Below are 15,124 nucleotides of genomic sequence, written 5' to 3'. Positions count from 1 at the left end.
CCACTGGGTCGGCCTGGTCACCCCCGTTCCCGCGGGCATCGCCCGGCCGCTGGTCGAATCCCTGCGCAACCAGGCCGTCTGCGGCGATGACGACTGCGGCGTGCAGGTCGCGGGGATCGGCCAATGAGTCGTAGAGGGTCTCGCGGACCAGGTCGTGCGCGAAGGCGAACTCGCCGCCGCCCTTGGTCACCACGAGCTTGGCGACCACGGCCAGCTCCAGCAGCCGGTCCACGTGCGCGACCGGCGCCGCCACCGTCGCCGCCAGCACCTGCCGATGGAACTCGCGCCCCAGCACGGCCGCCGCCGGCAACAACTCGGCGACCGGCCGCGGCAGCAGGGAGAGCCGGCGCAGCAGCGCGTCCCGGATGCCGGGCGCGATGGCAGTGGCCGAGCCGCCGCTGCGCCACAACCGCGCGGTCTGCTCGACGAAGAACGGGTTGCCGCCCGTGCGCCGATGGACCTCGGTGACCAGGTCAGGCGGCGGCTCCTGACCGGCGGTGCGGGCCATGAGCGCCGCCACCCCCGCCTCGTCGAGGCCGGTGAGCGTGATGGTGGTGGCCTTGGCGACGAGCGGCGACAGCAGGTCGCGCAGCGGGTGGTCGACCGGCTCGACCTCGGTGTCGCGATAGGTGCCGATCAGCAGCAGCCGCTCGAACCAGGTCTGCTGCGCCGCGAACTCCAGCAGCCGCAGCGAGGCGGGATCGGCCACGTGCAGGTCGTCGATGACGATGACGACCGGGCGGCGCTGCGCGAGCGCGACCAGGGCGGAGGTGACGGCGTCGTAGAGCCTGAAGGCGTCGGGGACCTCGTCCCCGCCCGGGGTGACCGTGAGGAAGGGGGACTGCCCGTTGCCCTGCTGAGCCTGGTCGCCATCCGGCACCTGGGTCTCGCCGAGGATGGCGGCCAGGCTGGCGCCCGCCGCCTCCTCCGCCGCGGCCCACTCCTCGGGCTCGGCGCCGCGGCGCAGCGCCCGGATGACCTGCGTCCACGGCCAGTAGCCCGGCGCGCTGCCGGAGTCCCAGCACGCGCCGCCCACCACCAGCGCGCCCTGCCGCCTGGCCTCCCGCGCCGCGCTCGTGACGAGCGTGGTCTTGCCGATGCCGGCCTCGCCGGTGACCAGCACCAGGCCGCCGTGGCTGCCGATCAGCCGCGCGATCTCGGCACGCAGCAGCGTGGCCGGGTGGTCCCTGCCGATGAGCTCGTGGGTGGCGGCGTCGATAGGCATGACGGTTGCACGCTACCCGCAGCCCCCGACAAATCCACTACGACACATCCACTACCAGGCGACCTCCAGGGACGACAGGCCGTACACGAGGCTGAACGAGCGGAACTTCGGCTCGTTGTCCGTCAGGCGCAGCCCGGGGAAACGCTGGAACAACGCCGGGAAGGCGATCTTCATCTCCATGCGGGCGAGCGGGGCGCCCAGGCAGTGGTGGACGCCGTGACCGAACGCGACATGGCCGGGCGCGCCGCGCGCCACGTCGAACGTGTCCGCGTCGGGCATCAGCGCCGGGTCGCGGTTCGCGGCGGGAAGGGCGCAGATCAGCAGGTCGCCGGGCGCGATGGTCTTGCCGCCGAGCTCGGCCTCCGTCATGGCGACCTTCGTCGTGCCCGAGTGCACGATGCTGAGCCAGCGCAGCAACTCCTCCACCGCGCCGTCGATCCGCTCGGGCTCCTTCTTCAGCAGCTCGAGCTGCTCCGGGTGGCGCAGCAGTGCCAGCGTGCCAAGGGAGAGCATGTTGGAGGTGGTTTCGTGCCCGGCGAACAGCAGCAGGCTCCCGATGCCGATGAGCTCGTCGGTGGTCAGGTCGTCGCCGTGCTCGCGGACCAGCATGCCCAGCAGATCCTCGCCCGGGTCCGCCTGAATGCGCCGGACCAGGTCCTCCATGTACCCGCGCGCCTGGAACTGCAGCCCCACCCGCTCCTCCGCGGGCACGGTCATGTCGAGCATCCGGCTGGAGCGGTACTGGAAGCCCTCGCGCTCCTCGTACGGGACGCCGAGCAGCTCGCAGATCACCAGCGACGGGATCGGCAGCGCGAACGACGACACCAGCTCGGCCGGGGACCCGGCGGCCTCCATCGCGTCCAGGTGGTCGTCGATGATGCGCCGGATCCGCGGCTCCAGGCGGCGCATCCGCCGGATCGTGAACTCGGGGGTCAGCATGCGCCGCAGCCGCGTGTGCTCGGGCGGGTCCACGCCGATCAGGTTGCCGGCGTTGATCTTGGCGAGCTGCTCCTTGGTCATCTCCGGCGCCCCGGGCAGCCGGGCGATGGTCTGCGGTGCGATCTTGAACCGCTCGGCGTCGCCCAGGACCTCGCGGACGTCCGCGTACCGGGTCACGAGCCAGGCATCCGCCCCGAACACGGTGGTGATGCGCTTGACCCCCTCCTCGTCACGCGCCGCCGCCAGCTCTGGAGCCGGGTCGAACTCCACTCGCCGCGTGTGCAGCGGCATCACCGAGGACTCGGTCATGGGGAACCCCTAGATGATCGTCGTTGGTCGCGTAAACCGTAACAACCGCGGGGGGTCCGTACTAGTGCGATCTTCGATTGGATATGAGGCAGGCTCGTATGATCCGGCCTTGACCCGGGCCGTGCGACACCACGACCATGCCCATGTTCATGGGAAAGATTGAGGGCGGTATTCATGAGTATGGTGCCCGTGCTGATCGCCGGAGGTGGGCCCGTCGGCCTGGCGACCGCCGTGGAGTTGGCCCATCACGGTGTCCGGAGCCTGGTGGTGGAGCCGCGCGAGACGGTGTCGTGGTTGCGGCCGCGGGCCAAGACGACGTCGGCCCGCTCGATGGAGCTGCTGCGCCGGTGGGGGCTGGCCGAGACGCTGCGGGCCCGTGCGCCGCTGGCGGTGTCGTGGTCGGACGAGGCGGTGTTCGTCACCAGCCTGCTCGGGCGGGAGATCACCAGGATCGGCGGCTGCTTCGGGCTCGATCTGGTGGGCTCCGACCTGGCCGCCGAGCCGGGGCAGCAGGCGCCCCAGCCGCTGGTGGAGGAGATCCTGCGCGAGGCGGTCGGCGACGCGTTGCTCACCGGGTGGCAGGTGGCCGGGCTGCGGGAGGACGCCGAGGGCGTCACCGTGCGCATCGTGTCCGGCGACGGCGAGGAGCGCGAGGTACGCGCCGGCTACGTGGTCGGCTGCGACGGGCCGCGCAGCGTGACCAGGGCCGCGATCGGCGCCCGGTACGAGGGCCGCCAGGACGCCAGGCCCAACTTCAACATCGTCTTCCGCGCCCCCGGCCTGGCCGAGCGCATGCCGCACGGCCCGGCCGTGCACTACTGGGTGCTGAACCCGGCGCAGCCGGGCCTCGTCGGCCGCCTCGACCTCAAGGACACCTGGTGGTGCATCGCGCAGGGTGTCCGGGCCGAGGACGCGGACCCGGTGCGGCTGGCGCACAACATCGCGGGAGCCGAGATCGACGTGGAGATCCTGGCCACTGACCCGTGGACCGCGCGGATGTTGCTGGCGGACCGGTACGCGAGCGAGCGCGTGTTCCTGGCCGGCGACGCCGCGCACCAGAACCCGCCGTACGGAGGGCACGGGTTCAACACGGGCATCGGGGATGCCGTCAACATCGGCTGGAAGCTGGCCGCCGTGATCAACGGCTGGGCGCCGGCCGCGTTGACGGCCACGTACGAGGCCGAGCGCCGCCCCATCGCCGCCGACACCATCGAGGCCGCGGCCGCGAACATGGCCACCCTGGCCCCCGAGCTGGCGGACCCGGGGCTCATGGGGGACGAGGCCGAGTTCGAGAAGGTGCGGCCCGCGGTCGCGGAGGCGGTGCTCAGGACCAAGCACAGCGAGTTCCACAGCCTCGACCTGGTGCTCGGCTACACGTACGCGGGCTCACCGATCGTGGCGGACGGTGCCGGCGAGCGGCTGCCGCACCGGTGGCTGGCGCCCGGGGAGTCCCTGTACGACCGGCTCGGCCGCGGGTTCAGCGTGGTCGGGGACCGGCGCGCTCCCGGCGTGGCCGCGTTGATCGAGGAGGCGCGGGAGCTGGGCGTGCCGCTGCAGGTGGTGGATCTGCCCGGCGAGCCGCTGACCCTGGTCCGCCCCGACCAGCACGTCGCCTGGCGCGGCGAGGACCCGGCCGGAGCGCTGCGCCGGGCGCTGGCACACGCGTAGGTCACGGCTTCCGCCACACCGACACGTGGCTGCGGCTCTCGCCCGTGAAGGGCTCGCGTTTCCAGCCGGCCCAGCGCTCGTGCAACGTCATGCCCGCCAACCGCGCCATCAGGTCCAGCTCCGCCGGCCATACGTAGCGGTGCGGCGTGGAGCGGGTCTCGAGCTGCCCGTCCACCACCCAGTAATGATGCGAGTACGCGATCTGCGTCGCGACGTCGTACTCCTCGAAACCCAGGTGCTCCGGGGTCACGGTGAACGGGTGGACGGTCTGGCCGGGCGGGAGCCGGCGCAGCTCGGGCACGTACACCTCGATGACGAAGCAGCCGCCGGGCTCCAGCTGCGCCGCCACCGTGCGGAAGCACTCGACCTGCTCGTCCTGCGTCGTCAGGTTCGTGATCGTGTTACGCACCAGGTACGCGACCTTGAAGGGCCCGCGCACCCTGGTGGTCGCGAAGTCGCCGATCGTCACGCCGATGTGCTCGGAGCCCGGCGCGGCCCGCAACTGCGCCACCATGGCCGGCGACAGCTCGATCCCGTGCACCGGGACGCCGCGCCGGCTGAGCGGCAGGGCGATGCGGCCGGTGCCGATGCCGAGCTCGAGAGCGGCGCCCGATCCCGCCAGATCGGCGAGAAAGTCCACCACCGGGTCGACGACCGCCGGGTCGAAGAGTTCCGGCCACTTGGCCGCGTACGTCTGCGCTGTCCGTTCGTCGAAGTTGTTCTCAGGCATACCCCGTCTGTGCCCGATCGAGGAGGACCGGGCACAGACGTGGCTCACTTCCGGTTGTACAGGCGCATGGTCAGCGTGCCGAAGACCGCGATCAGCACCACGGAGGACACCAGCACCCACGTGATCTCCCCGGCGTCCGGCGTGCCGGCCATCGTCGACCGTACGGCGGTCACCAGGTGGGTGATCGGGCTCGCGTTCACGAACACCTGCAGCCAGCCCGGCATGGTCGACGGATCGACATAGACGTTGCTCAGGAAGGTCAGCGGCATCAGCACCAGCATGCTGACCCCCATCACCGACTTCTCGCTCCGCATCAGCAGCCCGAACATGGTCCACAACCAGGAGAACGCGAACGAGAAGGCGAGCAGCAGCAGGATCCCGCCCGCCGCCCCGGTGACCCCGCCCGCGGGGCGGAAGCCCAGGAGCAGCCCGACCGCCAGGATGACGACCGAGGCGATCGTGTACCGCAGCAGGTCGCCCAGCAGGTAGCCGACCATGGTGGACGGGCGCCAGATCGGCAGGGTGCGGAACCGGTCGAAGACGCCCTTCTCGATGTCCTTGTTGACCTCCACACCCGTGTACATGGTGATCATCACGACGCTCGTCACCATGATGCCCGGCAGCAGGAACTGCAGGTACTCGGTCGGCGACCCGGCCAGCGCGCCGCCGAACAGGTACGTGAACATCAGCGTCATCATCAGGGGGAACGCCGTCACGTCGAAGAGCTGCTCGGGCACGTGCTTGATCTTCAACATCGCCCGCCAGCCGAACGTGACCGACGCCGACCAGGCGCTCGGCCGCGGCGGCCTCGCCCCCGGCGCCAGGACCATGCCGAGGGCCTCGGCCGCGGGCGCGTACGTGGTGGTGGTCTCGGTCGTCGTGCTCATGCTGCCTCCTTCGTCGGCCGCATGAGCACGATCGTGGCGTGTCTGATTGTTCGCTCGCTCATGCTGCCGCCTCCTCGGTGGCGCGATGGTCGGTGAGGGCGAGAAAGACCTCGTCCAGGCTGGGCTGGCCGAGGGAGAAGTCGTCGACGACGATGCCGGCCTCGGCCAGCCGGTGGAGGGCGCGCGAGGCCTGTTCCGCCTCGTTGCCGCTCCCCGTGACGCGCGCGGTCAGGGCGACCGGGTCGGACTCCAGGTAGACCGGTGCGTTCAGGGCCTCGGCCAGGACTCGCTCGGCGTCGGGGCGGGTGGCCGGGTCGCGCAGCCGTACGTGGACCGAGCCCGCGCCGACGGACGACTTCAGCTCGCCAGGAGTGCCCTCGGCGATGACCTTGCCGTGGTCGATGACCGCGATGCGGCTCGCCAGCCGGTCGGCCTCCTCCAGGTACTGGGTGGTGAGCAGCACGGTGGTGCCGTGGGCCACGACGATGCGGACGATGTCCCAGACGTTGTTGCGGCTGCGCGGGTCCAGCCCGGTGGTCGGCTCGTCGAGGAAGAGCAGATCGGGCGTGTTCAGGATGCTGGCCGCGATGTCGATGCGCCGCCGCATGCCGCCCGAGTACGTCTTGACCTGCCGCCCCCCGGCCTCCGCCAGCCCGAACGCCTCCAGCAGCTGGGCCGCCCGCTCCCTGGCGGCCGGCTTGCGGTGGCCGAGCAGGCGGGCCAGCAGGATCAGGTTCTCCTCGCCGGTCATCTCCTCGTCCACGGAGGCGTACTGGCCGGTCAGACTCACCCGGCCGCGTACGGCGTCCGCCTCGCGCACCACGTCGTGCCCGAACACGGTGGCCTGTCCCGCGTCCGGTTTCAGCAGCGTGGCCAGCATGCGTACCGCGGTCGTCTTGCCCGCGCCGTTGGGGCCGAGCACGCCGTACACGGCGCCGGTCGGCACCTTGAGGTCGAGGCCGTCGACGGCCCTCGTGTCGCCGAAGGTTTTGACCAGTCCTGAGGTCTCTATCGCCAGCATGATCTTCCTTTCACGAGACGTACGGCTGGGCGCGGCGGGCGTCCCGCAGGGCGCGGCCCCACCATGTGAGCTGATCGAGCATGGCCGCGATCGCGCGCAGCCGGTCGTCGGTGTCGCGGGGCCGCCCGCATCCCTCGAAGCCCTCGCCGAGCAGGTCCAGCCCCACCCAGTCGCGCATGGTGACGGCGTGCAGCGCGCAGAAGACCGTACGGAGGTGCTCGACCGCGTACAGTCCGGCCGAGCCCGAGCCGTATGCCACGAATCCGACCGGCTTGGCCTGCCACTCGTCGTAGGCGAAGTCGATGGCCTGCTTGAGCGAGGCGGGGAAGCTGCGGTTGTACTCGGGCGTGACCACGACGAACGCCTCCGCGTCCCCGACCGCCGCGGTGAAGCCCCGCATGGCCGGGGTCGCGGCGGCCGGGTAGCAGCCGGGGAAGGTGTACCCGGCCAGGTCGAGCACCTCGACCGCTAGGTCGTCGCGGCAGCGGGCGCGTTCGGCGAACCAGTGCCCGACCGCGTCGCCGGCGCGGCCGATCCGGGTGCTGCCGATGATCACCGTCAGCCGCAGCGGGCCGTCGCTCGCCATGGTCCGTCCTCCCCTCTGCGCCGTCACTCCCTAGGCGCTAGAAAGGCCGCTAGATCAGATCTAGCGGCCGGGGGCACACACAAATGACCCCGCCGAGACCAGCGGGGGAGAGGAATCCGATGAGGCTGGTCTCGGCGGGGTGGCTTGGGCAGGGTGACGTTTTACCGGCCGTGGTGGTGGCGGTCGTCACGCTGCTTCTTGGCGTCGGCCACGGTGAACGAGGCGGTGGCGACCTTGTTGCCGACCTTGACGGTCACGGTCTTCTTGCCCGGCTTGGCCTTGGCCGGCGCGGTCAGCGTGAGCGTGCCGCGGCCGCCGGAGAGCGCCACACGGTACGTCTTATCCTCAGGGCTCGTCACCGTGGCCGTGCCGGAGGAACCACCCTTGGCCAGGATCGTCACTTCGTAGGTGCCGCCGGCCCGCACCCGTCCGGGGTCGACGGAGACCTTGACCTCGACCCGGCGCTTGCCGTCCTTGTCCCACGCCGGGTGCACGTCCGTCTGCTGTGCCGGATGCTGGGTCGTGATCGTCGCCGTGGGCTGCGGCTTGGGCGTCTCCGCGAGGGCGGCGCCCGAGAACGGCAGGGCGAGCATGGCGGCGCTGACGAAAGTCACGGCAAGGGGCTTGGAGAAGCGCACTGGTAACCATCCAATCCGGGACCGACCTGGCCGAACATCTGCGTTCGGCTCCCGAAGGCCGTCCCATGCCGAACACTCTGCTGAGCGAATCTAAGAGCGACCTGTCACGACCTTATGAATTGCATGAGCGCAGGTCGTGGCCCTGACCTGCACTCAGTGATCTGCAGCACATAACTTCTCTCATGCGATTTTCAGCTTCTTATCGGGTTCGTTCTCAGGATCCGCGCGGGGTTGGGGAACGGCATGAGGCCGGGCGACCCCCGGGAGACCACGGCACGATCACGCGTATCTGTGCGCCGGATAAGTCCGGACAAAGCGGGACAAAACGCCGTCCTCAACCGGGATACCTTCCTGCCTCAACAGACGCACCGAACGCTCATGGCGTTCCCGCGACGAGCAAGGAGTACCCCCTTGAAGATCAAGCACACCCTCGTGCCCCTAGGCAGTGGCGTCGCGGCCACGGCGCTTCTCGACGCCGCACTGGCCGGGTCCGCGCAGGCCGCCCCCGACGTGAAGCCGTCCGAGAGCGTCAGCAGCACCACTGCCAAGGGCATCGCCGCGTACTGGCTGGAGAACAACGGCGCGGCGCTGAAGGCCGCCACCTACGTCGAGGAGGACACCACCGACGTCGACAAGCTCGTCTCGACCGGCACCGCCTCCACCGACACCAAGGCGGGCTCGGTCGCGCCGACCGGCACCACGACCTCCACCCCCTTCCGCTGCTCACAGGCATTTCATAAGCAGGCATCATCAAACCCTCATGCATGGCTGCCATCGTCACGACCATGCACAGGACCAGTACGATCAACATCCTCGTCGTGGACGACGAGCCCCCGCTGACGGAACTGTTGTCCATGGTCATGCGCCAGGAATCCTGGGACGTCCGCAGCGTGCACAACGGCGGCGAGGCCATCCGCGCGGCCCGCGGGTTCCGCCCGGACGCCATCGTCCTGGACGTCATGCTGCCCGACATGGACGGGATCGAGCTCCTGCCCCGGCTGCGTGCGGTGCTGCCCGGCGTGCCGATCCTGTTCCTGACCGCGAAGGACTCGATGCAGGACCGGCTGATCGGCCTGCGGGCGGGCGCCGACGACTACGTCACCAAGCCGTTCAGCCTGGAGGAGGTCGTCATCAGGCTGCGCGGGCTGCTGCGCCGTACGGGCGCGGCGCAGGCGCGGCCCGACGCCGGGCTCGTGGTCGGCGACCTCACCCTCGACCAGGAGACCCGCGAGGTACGGCGGGCCGGGCAGCCGATCAAGCTCACGCCCACCGAGTTCGAGCTGCTCAGATTCCTCATGCACAACCCGGGACGGGTGCTCAGCAAGGCCCAGATCCTCGACTGCGTGTGGGCGTACGACTTCGGCGGCCAGAGCAACGTCGTCGAGCTGTACATCTCCTACCTGCGCCGCAAGATCGACGCCCAGCGCCCGCCGATGATCCACACGATGCGCGGCGTGGGCTACACCCTCAGACCCGCGGAATGACACTCTCGCTGGAGGCCAAGCTGGTGGTCTCCTCGATCGCGCTGCTCGCCGTCGTCTCCGCGGTCATCGCCTCCGCGACGACCTTCCTGTTCCACGGTTTTCTCACAGACCGGCTCGACCAGCAGGTCAGCTCGGCTGCCCGCCGGTCGGTCGGCGCCGCCGGGCAGCCGCCGCACACGGTGTCGTTCCTGCTGGCGCCCGGGCAGGCCGAGGGCACGTTCGGGGCGCGGGTCCGGCACGGCGCGGTGAGCCGGGCCGCCGTGCTGACCGGCGCGGGCGCCGCACGGGACGTGACCGCGCCGGCCGCCGTGGCCCAGGTCACCGACCGGCCCGTCACGATGAACCTGGGATCCCTCGGCGACTACCGCATGGTGAGCGCCCGCGCACCCGACGGTGACATGCTCGTCACCGGGCTGCCCCTCACCGGCGTGCAGACCACGCTGACCAGGCTCGTCATGGTGGAGGCTGCGGTGACGCTGGCCGGCGTCGCGCTGATGGCCGTGGCCTGCACCCTGCTCGTGCGCCGCGCCGTACGCCCGCTCGGCCGCCTCGCCGCCACTGCCGCCAGGGTGTCGGAGCTGCCGTTGGCCACCGGCGACGCCGTGCCCCTGGACCGCGTCCCCCAGATCGACACCGACCCCCGCACCGAGGTCGGGCAGGTGGGCGGGGCGCTCAACCGCATGCTCGGGCACGTCGAGACCGCCTTCGCGGTACGGCACGAGAGCGAGACCAGGCTCAGGCAGTTCATCGCGGACGCCAGCCACGAGCTACGCACGCCGCTCGCCTCCATCGTCGGCTACGCCGAGCTCACCAAGCGCGGCGGTGAGCCGCACGGGCCGCAGACCGCCCACGCGCTCGGGCGCATCCGCTCCGAGGCGGGACGGATGACCACGCTGGTCGAGGACCTGCTGCTGCTGGCCAGGTTGGACGCCGGCCGGCCGCTGGAGCGACTGGAGCTGGATGTATCGAGATGCTCGCGGACAGCTGGGAGATGGGGCTCACCGCCGGGCTGGTCGGCGAGGCGATCGAGCTGCCGATCCACTCGCCGCGGGCGTCGCTCGCCCGCTCCAACGCCCGCATGGAGCGGCTGGCCACCGCTCTCATCAGGGCGTGCGACCTCGACAGGACCAGCGCGTATGCGATGGTCGCCGCCGCCATCGGCGCGATCAGCGGGGCCGTCGCGGTGGCGCTGAGCGAAGGGCGGACCGACGAGGAGGCGCTGGCCGAGGCCGCCCGTGCCTGCCGCCGGGCACTGGCGGGCTTCGACGCGTAGACCCGGTCCGCGGCTGGGCGTCCGAAAGGTCCGAAAGCGTCACGCGGGCGCGGTGCTCGACCGGACGACGAGGGCCGTGGCCAGCTCGGTGCGGGCCGCGGGCGCGCCGGACAGCAGCGCGGTCAGCGCGGCCGAGCCCAGCTCGGGCCAGGGCTGGCGGACCGTCGTCAGCACCGGCGAGACGTGCCCGGCCGCCCACGAGTCGTCGTAGCCGACCACGCTGACGTCGTCGGGCACATGCAGACCGTGCTCGCCGAGCGCCTGGTAGACCCCGATGGCCATCGAGTCGGAGCAGGCGAACACGGCGGTCGGCGGCTCCGGCAGCGTGGCGAGCAGCTCCCGGGTGGCCAGCAGGGCGCTCTCGGTCTGGAAATTGCCGCACACCTCCCACCGCGGGTCCACCCGCAGCCCGGCCGCGGCCATCGCCTGGCGGTAGCCGGCCAGCCGTTCGGCCGCGCACGGCACTCCGGTGCGTCCGGTGACGATGGCGATGCGCTCGTGCCCGAGACCGATGAGGTGCTCGGTGGCGGCCGTGGCGCCGGCGCGGTTGGCCGAGACGACGACCGGCACCCCGGACGGAGGCTTGCGCCGGGGGTCCACCATCACGGCCGGGATCCCGTGATCGGCCAGCCAGGCCCGCTGCGTGGCGGTCGGCGACGTGCGCACCAGCAGCACGCCTGCGCTGTCACGAGCGCTGATCCGGTCCAGCCAGGCGGGCGGCGGCTGGCCGTTCTTGGTGCGGTCGACCACGGCGGAGACCACCAGGTCCACGCCGAGCCGCCAGGCCGCGTCCTCCACGCCGCCGAGGATCGCCAGCGCGTACACCGAGTCCAGGCCCTGCAGCATGACGTCGACCATGCTGCCGCGCGCCGGCTTGACCCGCTGCCGGGGATAGCCGCGCCGCTCCAGCACCTCGGCGATGAGGCGGCGAGTGTGCGGGGAGACGTCCGATCTGCCGTTGAGCGCTTTGGAAACGGTTGCGACAGACACGCCGGCCTCACGGGCGATCACCGCTAGCTTGGGCAGCGGCTGGGGCTGGTCTTCGGCGGCCATGCCCCCACTTTCCTCCGCGTGCGGGGTAAAAGGCCAGGCCATGGCACCGAAAATTTCGAGATTTCGGCATTTGCCCTGATGGTGGCGCCGGCGCGCTCCCGCGCCATTGACGTTGCGGTCGTGCTACCGCAACGTTTCCTGCAACCGATTGCACCCCCGCCCCCGAAGGAGTCGTGCACGTTGGCGCAACCACGCCGAGCCGGTCCGTGGACACCTTATGTGCTGATCGCCCCGTCGTTGATCGCGATGCTCGGGTTCCTCGTCTACCCGATGGGCAGCGTGATCTATTACAGCCTCCAGCACTACAACGTGGCGAAGCCTTGGGACAACGGCTTCGCCGGGCTGGAGAACTTCCGCACGCTGCTGTTCGAGGACCCGCTCTTCTGGCAGAGCCTCGGCTTCAGCGTCCGGTGGGTGGTCGTCGAGGTCGTGCTGCAACTCCTGCTCGGGCTCGCGCTCGCGCTGATCGTCAACGAGAGCTTCGTCGGCCGGGCCCTGTCGCGGGCGCTGGTCTTCTCCCCGTGGGCGGTCTCCGGGGTGCTGACCACCGCGATCTGGGTGCTGCTGTACAACCCGTTCACCGGGATGTCGCGCTACCTCGCCGACATGGGCCTGATGGAGTACGGCGCGGCGCCGCTGGCGAACCCGGACACCGTGTTCTGGGCGGCGGTGCTGGCCGAGTTGTGGCGCGGGGTGCCGTTCTTCGCGATCCTGCTCCTGGCCGACCTGCAGTCGGTGTCGAAGGACCTGTACGAGGCCGCCGCCGTGGACGGCGCGAGCCGGATGCGCCGGTTCCTGCACATCACGCTGCCGCACCTGCGGGACGCGATCATCCTGTCCACGCTGCTGCGCTCGGTGTGGGAGTTCAACAACGTCGACCTGCTCTACACGCTGACCGGCGGCGGCCCGGCGCACCAGACGACCACGCTGCCGCTCTACGTCGCGCAGCAGGCCGCCCAGTCGCACAACTTCGGCTACGCGACCGCGCTGACCACGGTGGCGTTCCTGATCCTGACCTTCTTCTCCATCGTCTACCTGCGGCTGAGCAAGTTCGGAGCGAAGTCATGAGGGGGGCGCGGCGCTGGCAGATCTACGTCCCGCTGGGGTTGTACCTGCTGTTCACGCTGGTGCCCTTCTACTGGATGCTGGTCTTCGCGTTCCGTCCGCGCGGGTCGACGTCGATCGTGCCGTGGCCGATCACGTTCGAGCACTTCGACACGGTCTGGAATGGGATGGGGTTCGCCGTCTTCTTCCAGAACAGCCTGCTCGTCGGCCTCGCCTCGCTGGTCGCCACCACGGTGGTGGCTCTGGCCGGCGGGTACGCCCTGGCCCGCTACGCCTTCCGCGGCAAGGCCGCGTTCATGGTCGGGATGCTCTGCACGCAGTTCATCCCGGGCGCTCTGATGATCATTCCGCTCTTCGAGATCTTCCGGACGCTGTCGCTGACCAACTCCTTGTGGAGCCTGGTGATCGCGGAGACGGTCTTCCAGCTGCCGCTCTCACTGATCCTCATCAGCGGCTTCATCAGGAACATCCCGTACGAGCTGGAGCAGGCCGCCTGGGTGGACGGCTGCTCGCGGCTGCGGGGCTTCCTGGCCGTCGTGCTCCCGCTGCTCCGCCCGGCGCTGGTGGCGGTCGGCTCGTTCGCCTTCATCCACAGCTGGAACAACTTCCTTTTCGCCCTCATGTTCATCAACGACCAGGAGAAATTCACCGTGCCCGTGGGCTTGGCCTACAACCTCGGCGAGAACAGCGTCGACTTCGGCGCTCTGGCCGCCGGCGGCGTCGTCGCCGCGCTGCCCGTCGTGATCGTCTTCGCCTTCATCCAGCGTTACCTCGTCCAGGGGCTGTCGGCCGGGGCGGTGAAGGGATGACCGGTGAGGAGATGACGGGCACCTACCGCAATCCGGTGCTGAACGCCGACTGGTCCGACCCCGACGTGATCCGGGTGGGGGAGGACTTCTACCTGACGGTCTCGACCTTCACCAAGGTGCCGGGGCTGCCGATCCTGCACTCTCGCGACCTGGTCAACTGGACGATCATCGGACATGCCGTGACCAGCGGCTATGACGACGTACGGCCCGGGTGCGGGGTGTGGGCGCCGTCGCTGCGGCACCAGGACGGCCGGTTCTGGATCTTCTACGGCGACCCGGACGTGGGGATCTGCCAGGTGAACGCCGAGGATCCCCGCGGCCCGTGGAGCGAGCCGCGCGTGGTCAAGGAAGGGCTCGGGCTGATCGACCCGTGCCCGCTGTGGGACGACGACGGCCAGGCGTACCTGGTGCACGGCTGGGCCAAGAGCCGCGCGGGGATCAACAACCGGCTCACCCTGCACCGCATGTCGCCCGACGCCCAGAAGGTGCTGGACGACGGCACGCTGATCATCGACGCCGACCTGCTGCCGGGGTACCGCACGCTGGAGGGCCCCAAGCTGTACAAGCGCGACGGCGTCTACTGGGTCTTCGCGCCGGCGGGCGGCGTGGAGAACGGCTGGCAGTCGGTGTTCCGGGCCGAATCGATCTTCGGCCCGTACGAGGACCGCATCGTGCTGCGGCAGGGCGGCACCGATGTCAACGGCCCGCACCAGGGCGGCTGGGTGGACACCCCATCCGGTGAGCACTGGTTCATGCACTTCCAGGACCGCGGTCCCTACGGCCGGGTGGTCCACCTGCAGCCCATGACGTGGAACGGCGGCTGGCCGGTCATGGGTGCCGACGGCGAGCCGGTGCCCGGCGGTCCCGTGCCGGTCCCCGGCGGCGCCCCGAGCACGCCCGCCACCTCCGACGACTTCTCCGGACCCGAGCTGGGGCTGCAGTGGAGCTGGCAGGCCAACCCCGTCCCGTCCTGGTGGGAGCTTCGCGACGGCACGCTGCGCCTGGCCTGCGCGCCCGGACCCGACGACCTCACGCAACGCCCGTCCGTGCTCGGGCAGCGGCTGCCCGGCGACCCCTGCACGGTCACCACCACTCTCACCCTGGAGGGCGAGGGCCGGGCCGGCCTGGCCGTGGTCGGCGACACCGCCGCCTCCATCGCGCTGGAGAGCACCCCGGACGGCACCTTCCTGGTGTGCGGGGATGCCGAGCCGGTGCCGGCCAAGGCGGGAGAGCCCGTCACCGTGGGGGCTCGGATCGGGGAAGGCGCCCTCGTCACGTTCCTGGCCGACACCGGGGAGGGGCTGCGCGAAGTGGGCGAGTCCTTCCAGGCCACGCAGGGCCGGTGGGTCGGCGCGGTCATCGGCCTGTTCGCCGCGGGCGGCGGGACCGGCCAGGCGATCTTCGACGCGTTCACCGTGGACATCGAAAGGTAGAAGC

15 protein-coding genes and 1 pseudogene are annotated in these 15,124 nt (G+C 70.7%); 8 read left to right on the top strand and 8 right to left on the bottom strand.

Annotation, left to right across the window (positions count from 1 at the left end):
- Positions 1–694 precede the first annotated feature (694 nt).
- Positions 695–1,225: pseudogene (locus ETD86_RS58165) on the bottom strand (AAA family ATPase); the annotation flags it as partial.
- Between the two features lie 51 nt (positions 1,226–1,276).
- The gene (locus tag ETD86_RS17155) at positions 1,277–2,473 is read right to left on the bottom strand and encodes a cytochrome P450 (RefSeq protein WP_138667162.1); all 1,197 of its coding nucleotides are present in this window, start codon (positions 2,471–2,473) and stop codon (positions 1,277–1,279) included.
- A 174-nt stretch (positions 2,474–2,647) separates the two neighbouring features.
- On the opposite strand from ETD86_RS17155, the gene ETD86_RS17150 reads away from it, so the two are divergent.
- Entirely contained in the window at positions 2,648–4,141 is a 1,494-nt protein-coding gene (locus ETD86_RS17150) for an FAD-dependent monooxygenase (RefSeq protein ID WP_138667161.1), read from the top strand.
- 1 nt (position 4,142) lies between these two features.
- On the opposite strand, the gene ETD86_RS17145 is transcribed toward ETD86_RS17150, so the two are convergent.
- The 5 genes from ETD86_RS17145 to ETD86_RS17125 all read right to left on the bottom strand — a co-directional run bounded on the left by ETD86_RS17145 (position 4,143) and on the right by ETD86_RS17125 (position 7,979).
- A complete protein-coding gene (locus ETD86_RS17145) occupies positions 4,143–4,871 on the bottom strand; it encodes a class I SAM-dependent DNA methyltransferase (protein ID WP_138667160.1) in 729 nt (242 codons plus the stop codon).
- Positions 4,872–4,915: 44 nt separating this feature from the next.
- Complete coding sequence (locus ETD86_RS17140) at positions 4,916–5,758, bottom strand: ABC transporter permease (protein ID WP_138667159.1); 843 nt, start codon at positions 5,756–5,758, stop codon at positions 4,916–4,918.
- Between the two features lie 58 nt (positions 5,759–5,816).
- Positions 5,817–6,779 (bottom strand): ATP-binding cassette domain-containing protein, encoded by a 963-nt coding sequence (locus ETD86_RS17135; RefSeq protein WP_138667158.1) that lies wholly within the window; start codon positions 6,777–6,779, stop codon positions 5,817–5,819.
- A 10-nt stretch (positions 6,780–6,789) separates the two neighbouring features.
- On the bottom strand, positions 6,790–7,365 hold the full coding sequence (locus ETD86_RS17130) for an NADPH-dependent FMN reductase (RefSeq protein ID WP_138667157.1): 576 nt from the start codon (positions 7,363–7,365) through the stop codon (positions 6,790–6,792).
- Between the two features lie 161 nt (positions 7,366–7,526).
- A complete protein-coding gene (locus ETD86_RS17125; RefSeq protein WP_138667156.1) occupies positions 7,527–7,979 on the bottom strand; it encodes a hypothetical protein in 453 nt (150 codons plus the stop codon).
- A 435-nt stretch (positions 7,980–8,414) separates the two neighbouring features.
- Between ETD86_RS17125 and ETD86_RS17120 the strand changes: the two genes are divergently transcribed.
- The 4 genes from ETD86_RS17120 to ETD86_RS59125 are packed head-to-tail and all read left to right on the top strand — an operon-like array spanning position 8,415 to position 10,760.
- Positions 8,415–8,843: a hypothetical protein gene (locus tag ETD86_RS17120; protein ID WP_138667155.1), complete on the top strand. Its 429-nt coding sequence runs from the start codon at positions 8,415–8,417 to the stop codon at positions 8,841–8,843.
- On the top strand, positions 8,789–9,487 hold the full coding sequence (locus tag ETD86_RS17115; RefSeq protein WP_170223122.1) for a response regulator transcription factor: 699 nt from the start codon (positions 8,789–8,791) through the stop codon (positions 9,485–9,487). Before ETD86_RS17120 ends, ETD86_RS17115 begins: the two co-directional genes overlap by 55 nt.
- Positions 9,484–10,680, top strand: coding sequence for a sensor histidine kinase (locus ETD86_RS17110; protein ID WP_138667153.1), 1,197 nt, complete (start codon positions 9,484–9,486; stop codon positions 10,678–10,680). The genes ETD86_RS17115 and ETD86_RS17110 overlap by 4 nt, the downstream gene beginning before the upstream one ends.
- Positions 10,629–10,760 carry a hypothetical protein gene (locus ETD86_RS59125; RefSeq protein WP_281286923.1) on the top strand — a complete coding sequence of 44 codons (132 nt, stop codon included), beginning with the start codon at positions 10,629–10,631 and terminating at the stop codon, positions 10,758–10,760. Before ETD86_RS17110 ends, ETD86_RS59125 begins: the two co-directional genes overlap by 52 nt.
- Positions 10,761–10,799: 39 nt before the next feature.
- On the opposite strand, the gene ETD86_RS17105 is transcribed toward ETD86_RS59125, so the two are convergent.
- Positions 10,800–11,813, bottom strand: a complete 1,014-nt coding sequence (locus ETD86_RS17105) for a LacI family DNA-binding transcriptional regulator (RefSeq protein WP_138667152.1) — start codon at positions 11,811–11,813, stop codon at positions 10,800–10,802.
- A 219-nt stretch (positions 11,814–12,032) separates the two neighbouring features.
- Between ETD86_RS17105 and ETD86_RS17100 the strand changes: the two genes are divergently transcribed.
- From ETD86_RS17100 to ETD86_RS17090, 3 genes are read left to right on the top strand one after another with little or no spacing between them, the layout of a single operon-like run.
- A complete protein-coding gene (locus ETD86_RS17100; protein WP_246147957.1) occupies positions 12,033–12,881 on the top strand; it encodes a carbohydrate ABC transporter permease in 849 nt (282 codons plus the stop codon).
- On the top strand, positions 12,878–13,687 hold the full coding sequence (locus ETD86_RS17095) for a carbohydrate ABC transporter permease (protein ID WP_138667150.1): 810 nt from the start codon (positions 12,878–12,880) through the stop codon (positions 13,685–13,687). Before ETD86_RS17100 ends, ETD86_RS17095 begins: the two co-directional genes overlap by 4 nt.
- Positions 13,684–15,120 carry a glycoside hydrolase family 43 protein gene (locus ETD86_RS17090; protein ID WP_138667149.1) on the top strand — a complete coding sequence of 479 codons (1,437 nt, stop codon included), beginning with the start codon at positions 13,684–13,686 and terminating at the stop codon, positions 15,118–15,120. The genes ETD86_RS17095 and ETD86_RS17090 overlap by 4 nt, the downstream gene beginning before the upstream one ends.
- Positions 15,121–15,124 lie beyond the last annotated feature (4 nt).

It is taken from the genome of Nonomuraea turkmeniaca (assembly GCF_005889735.1).
Classification (GTDB): Bacteria; Actinomycetota; Actinomycetes; order Streptosporangiales; family Streptosporangiaceae; genus Nonomuraea; species Nonomuraea turkmeniaca.
Note: the sequence above shows the minus strand (reverse complement) of the source record. Positions and strands in the feature narration are given on the sequence as shown.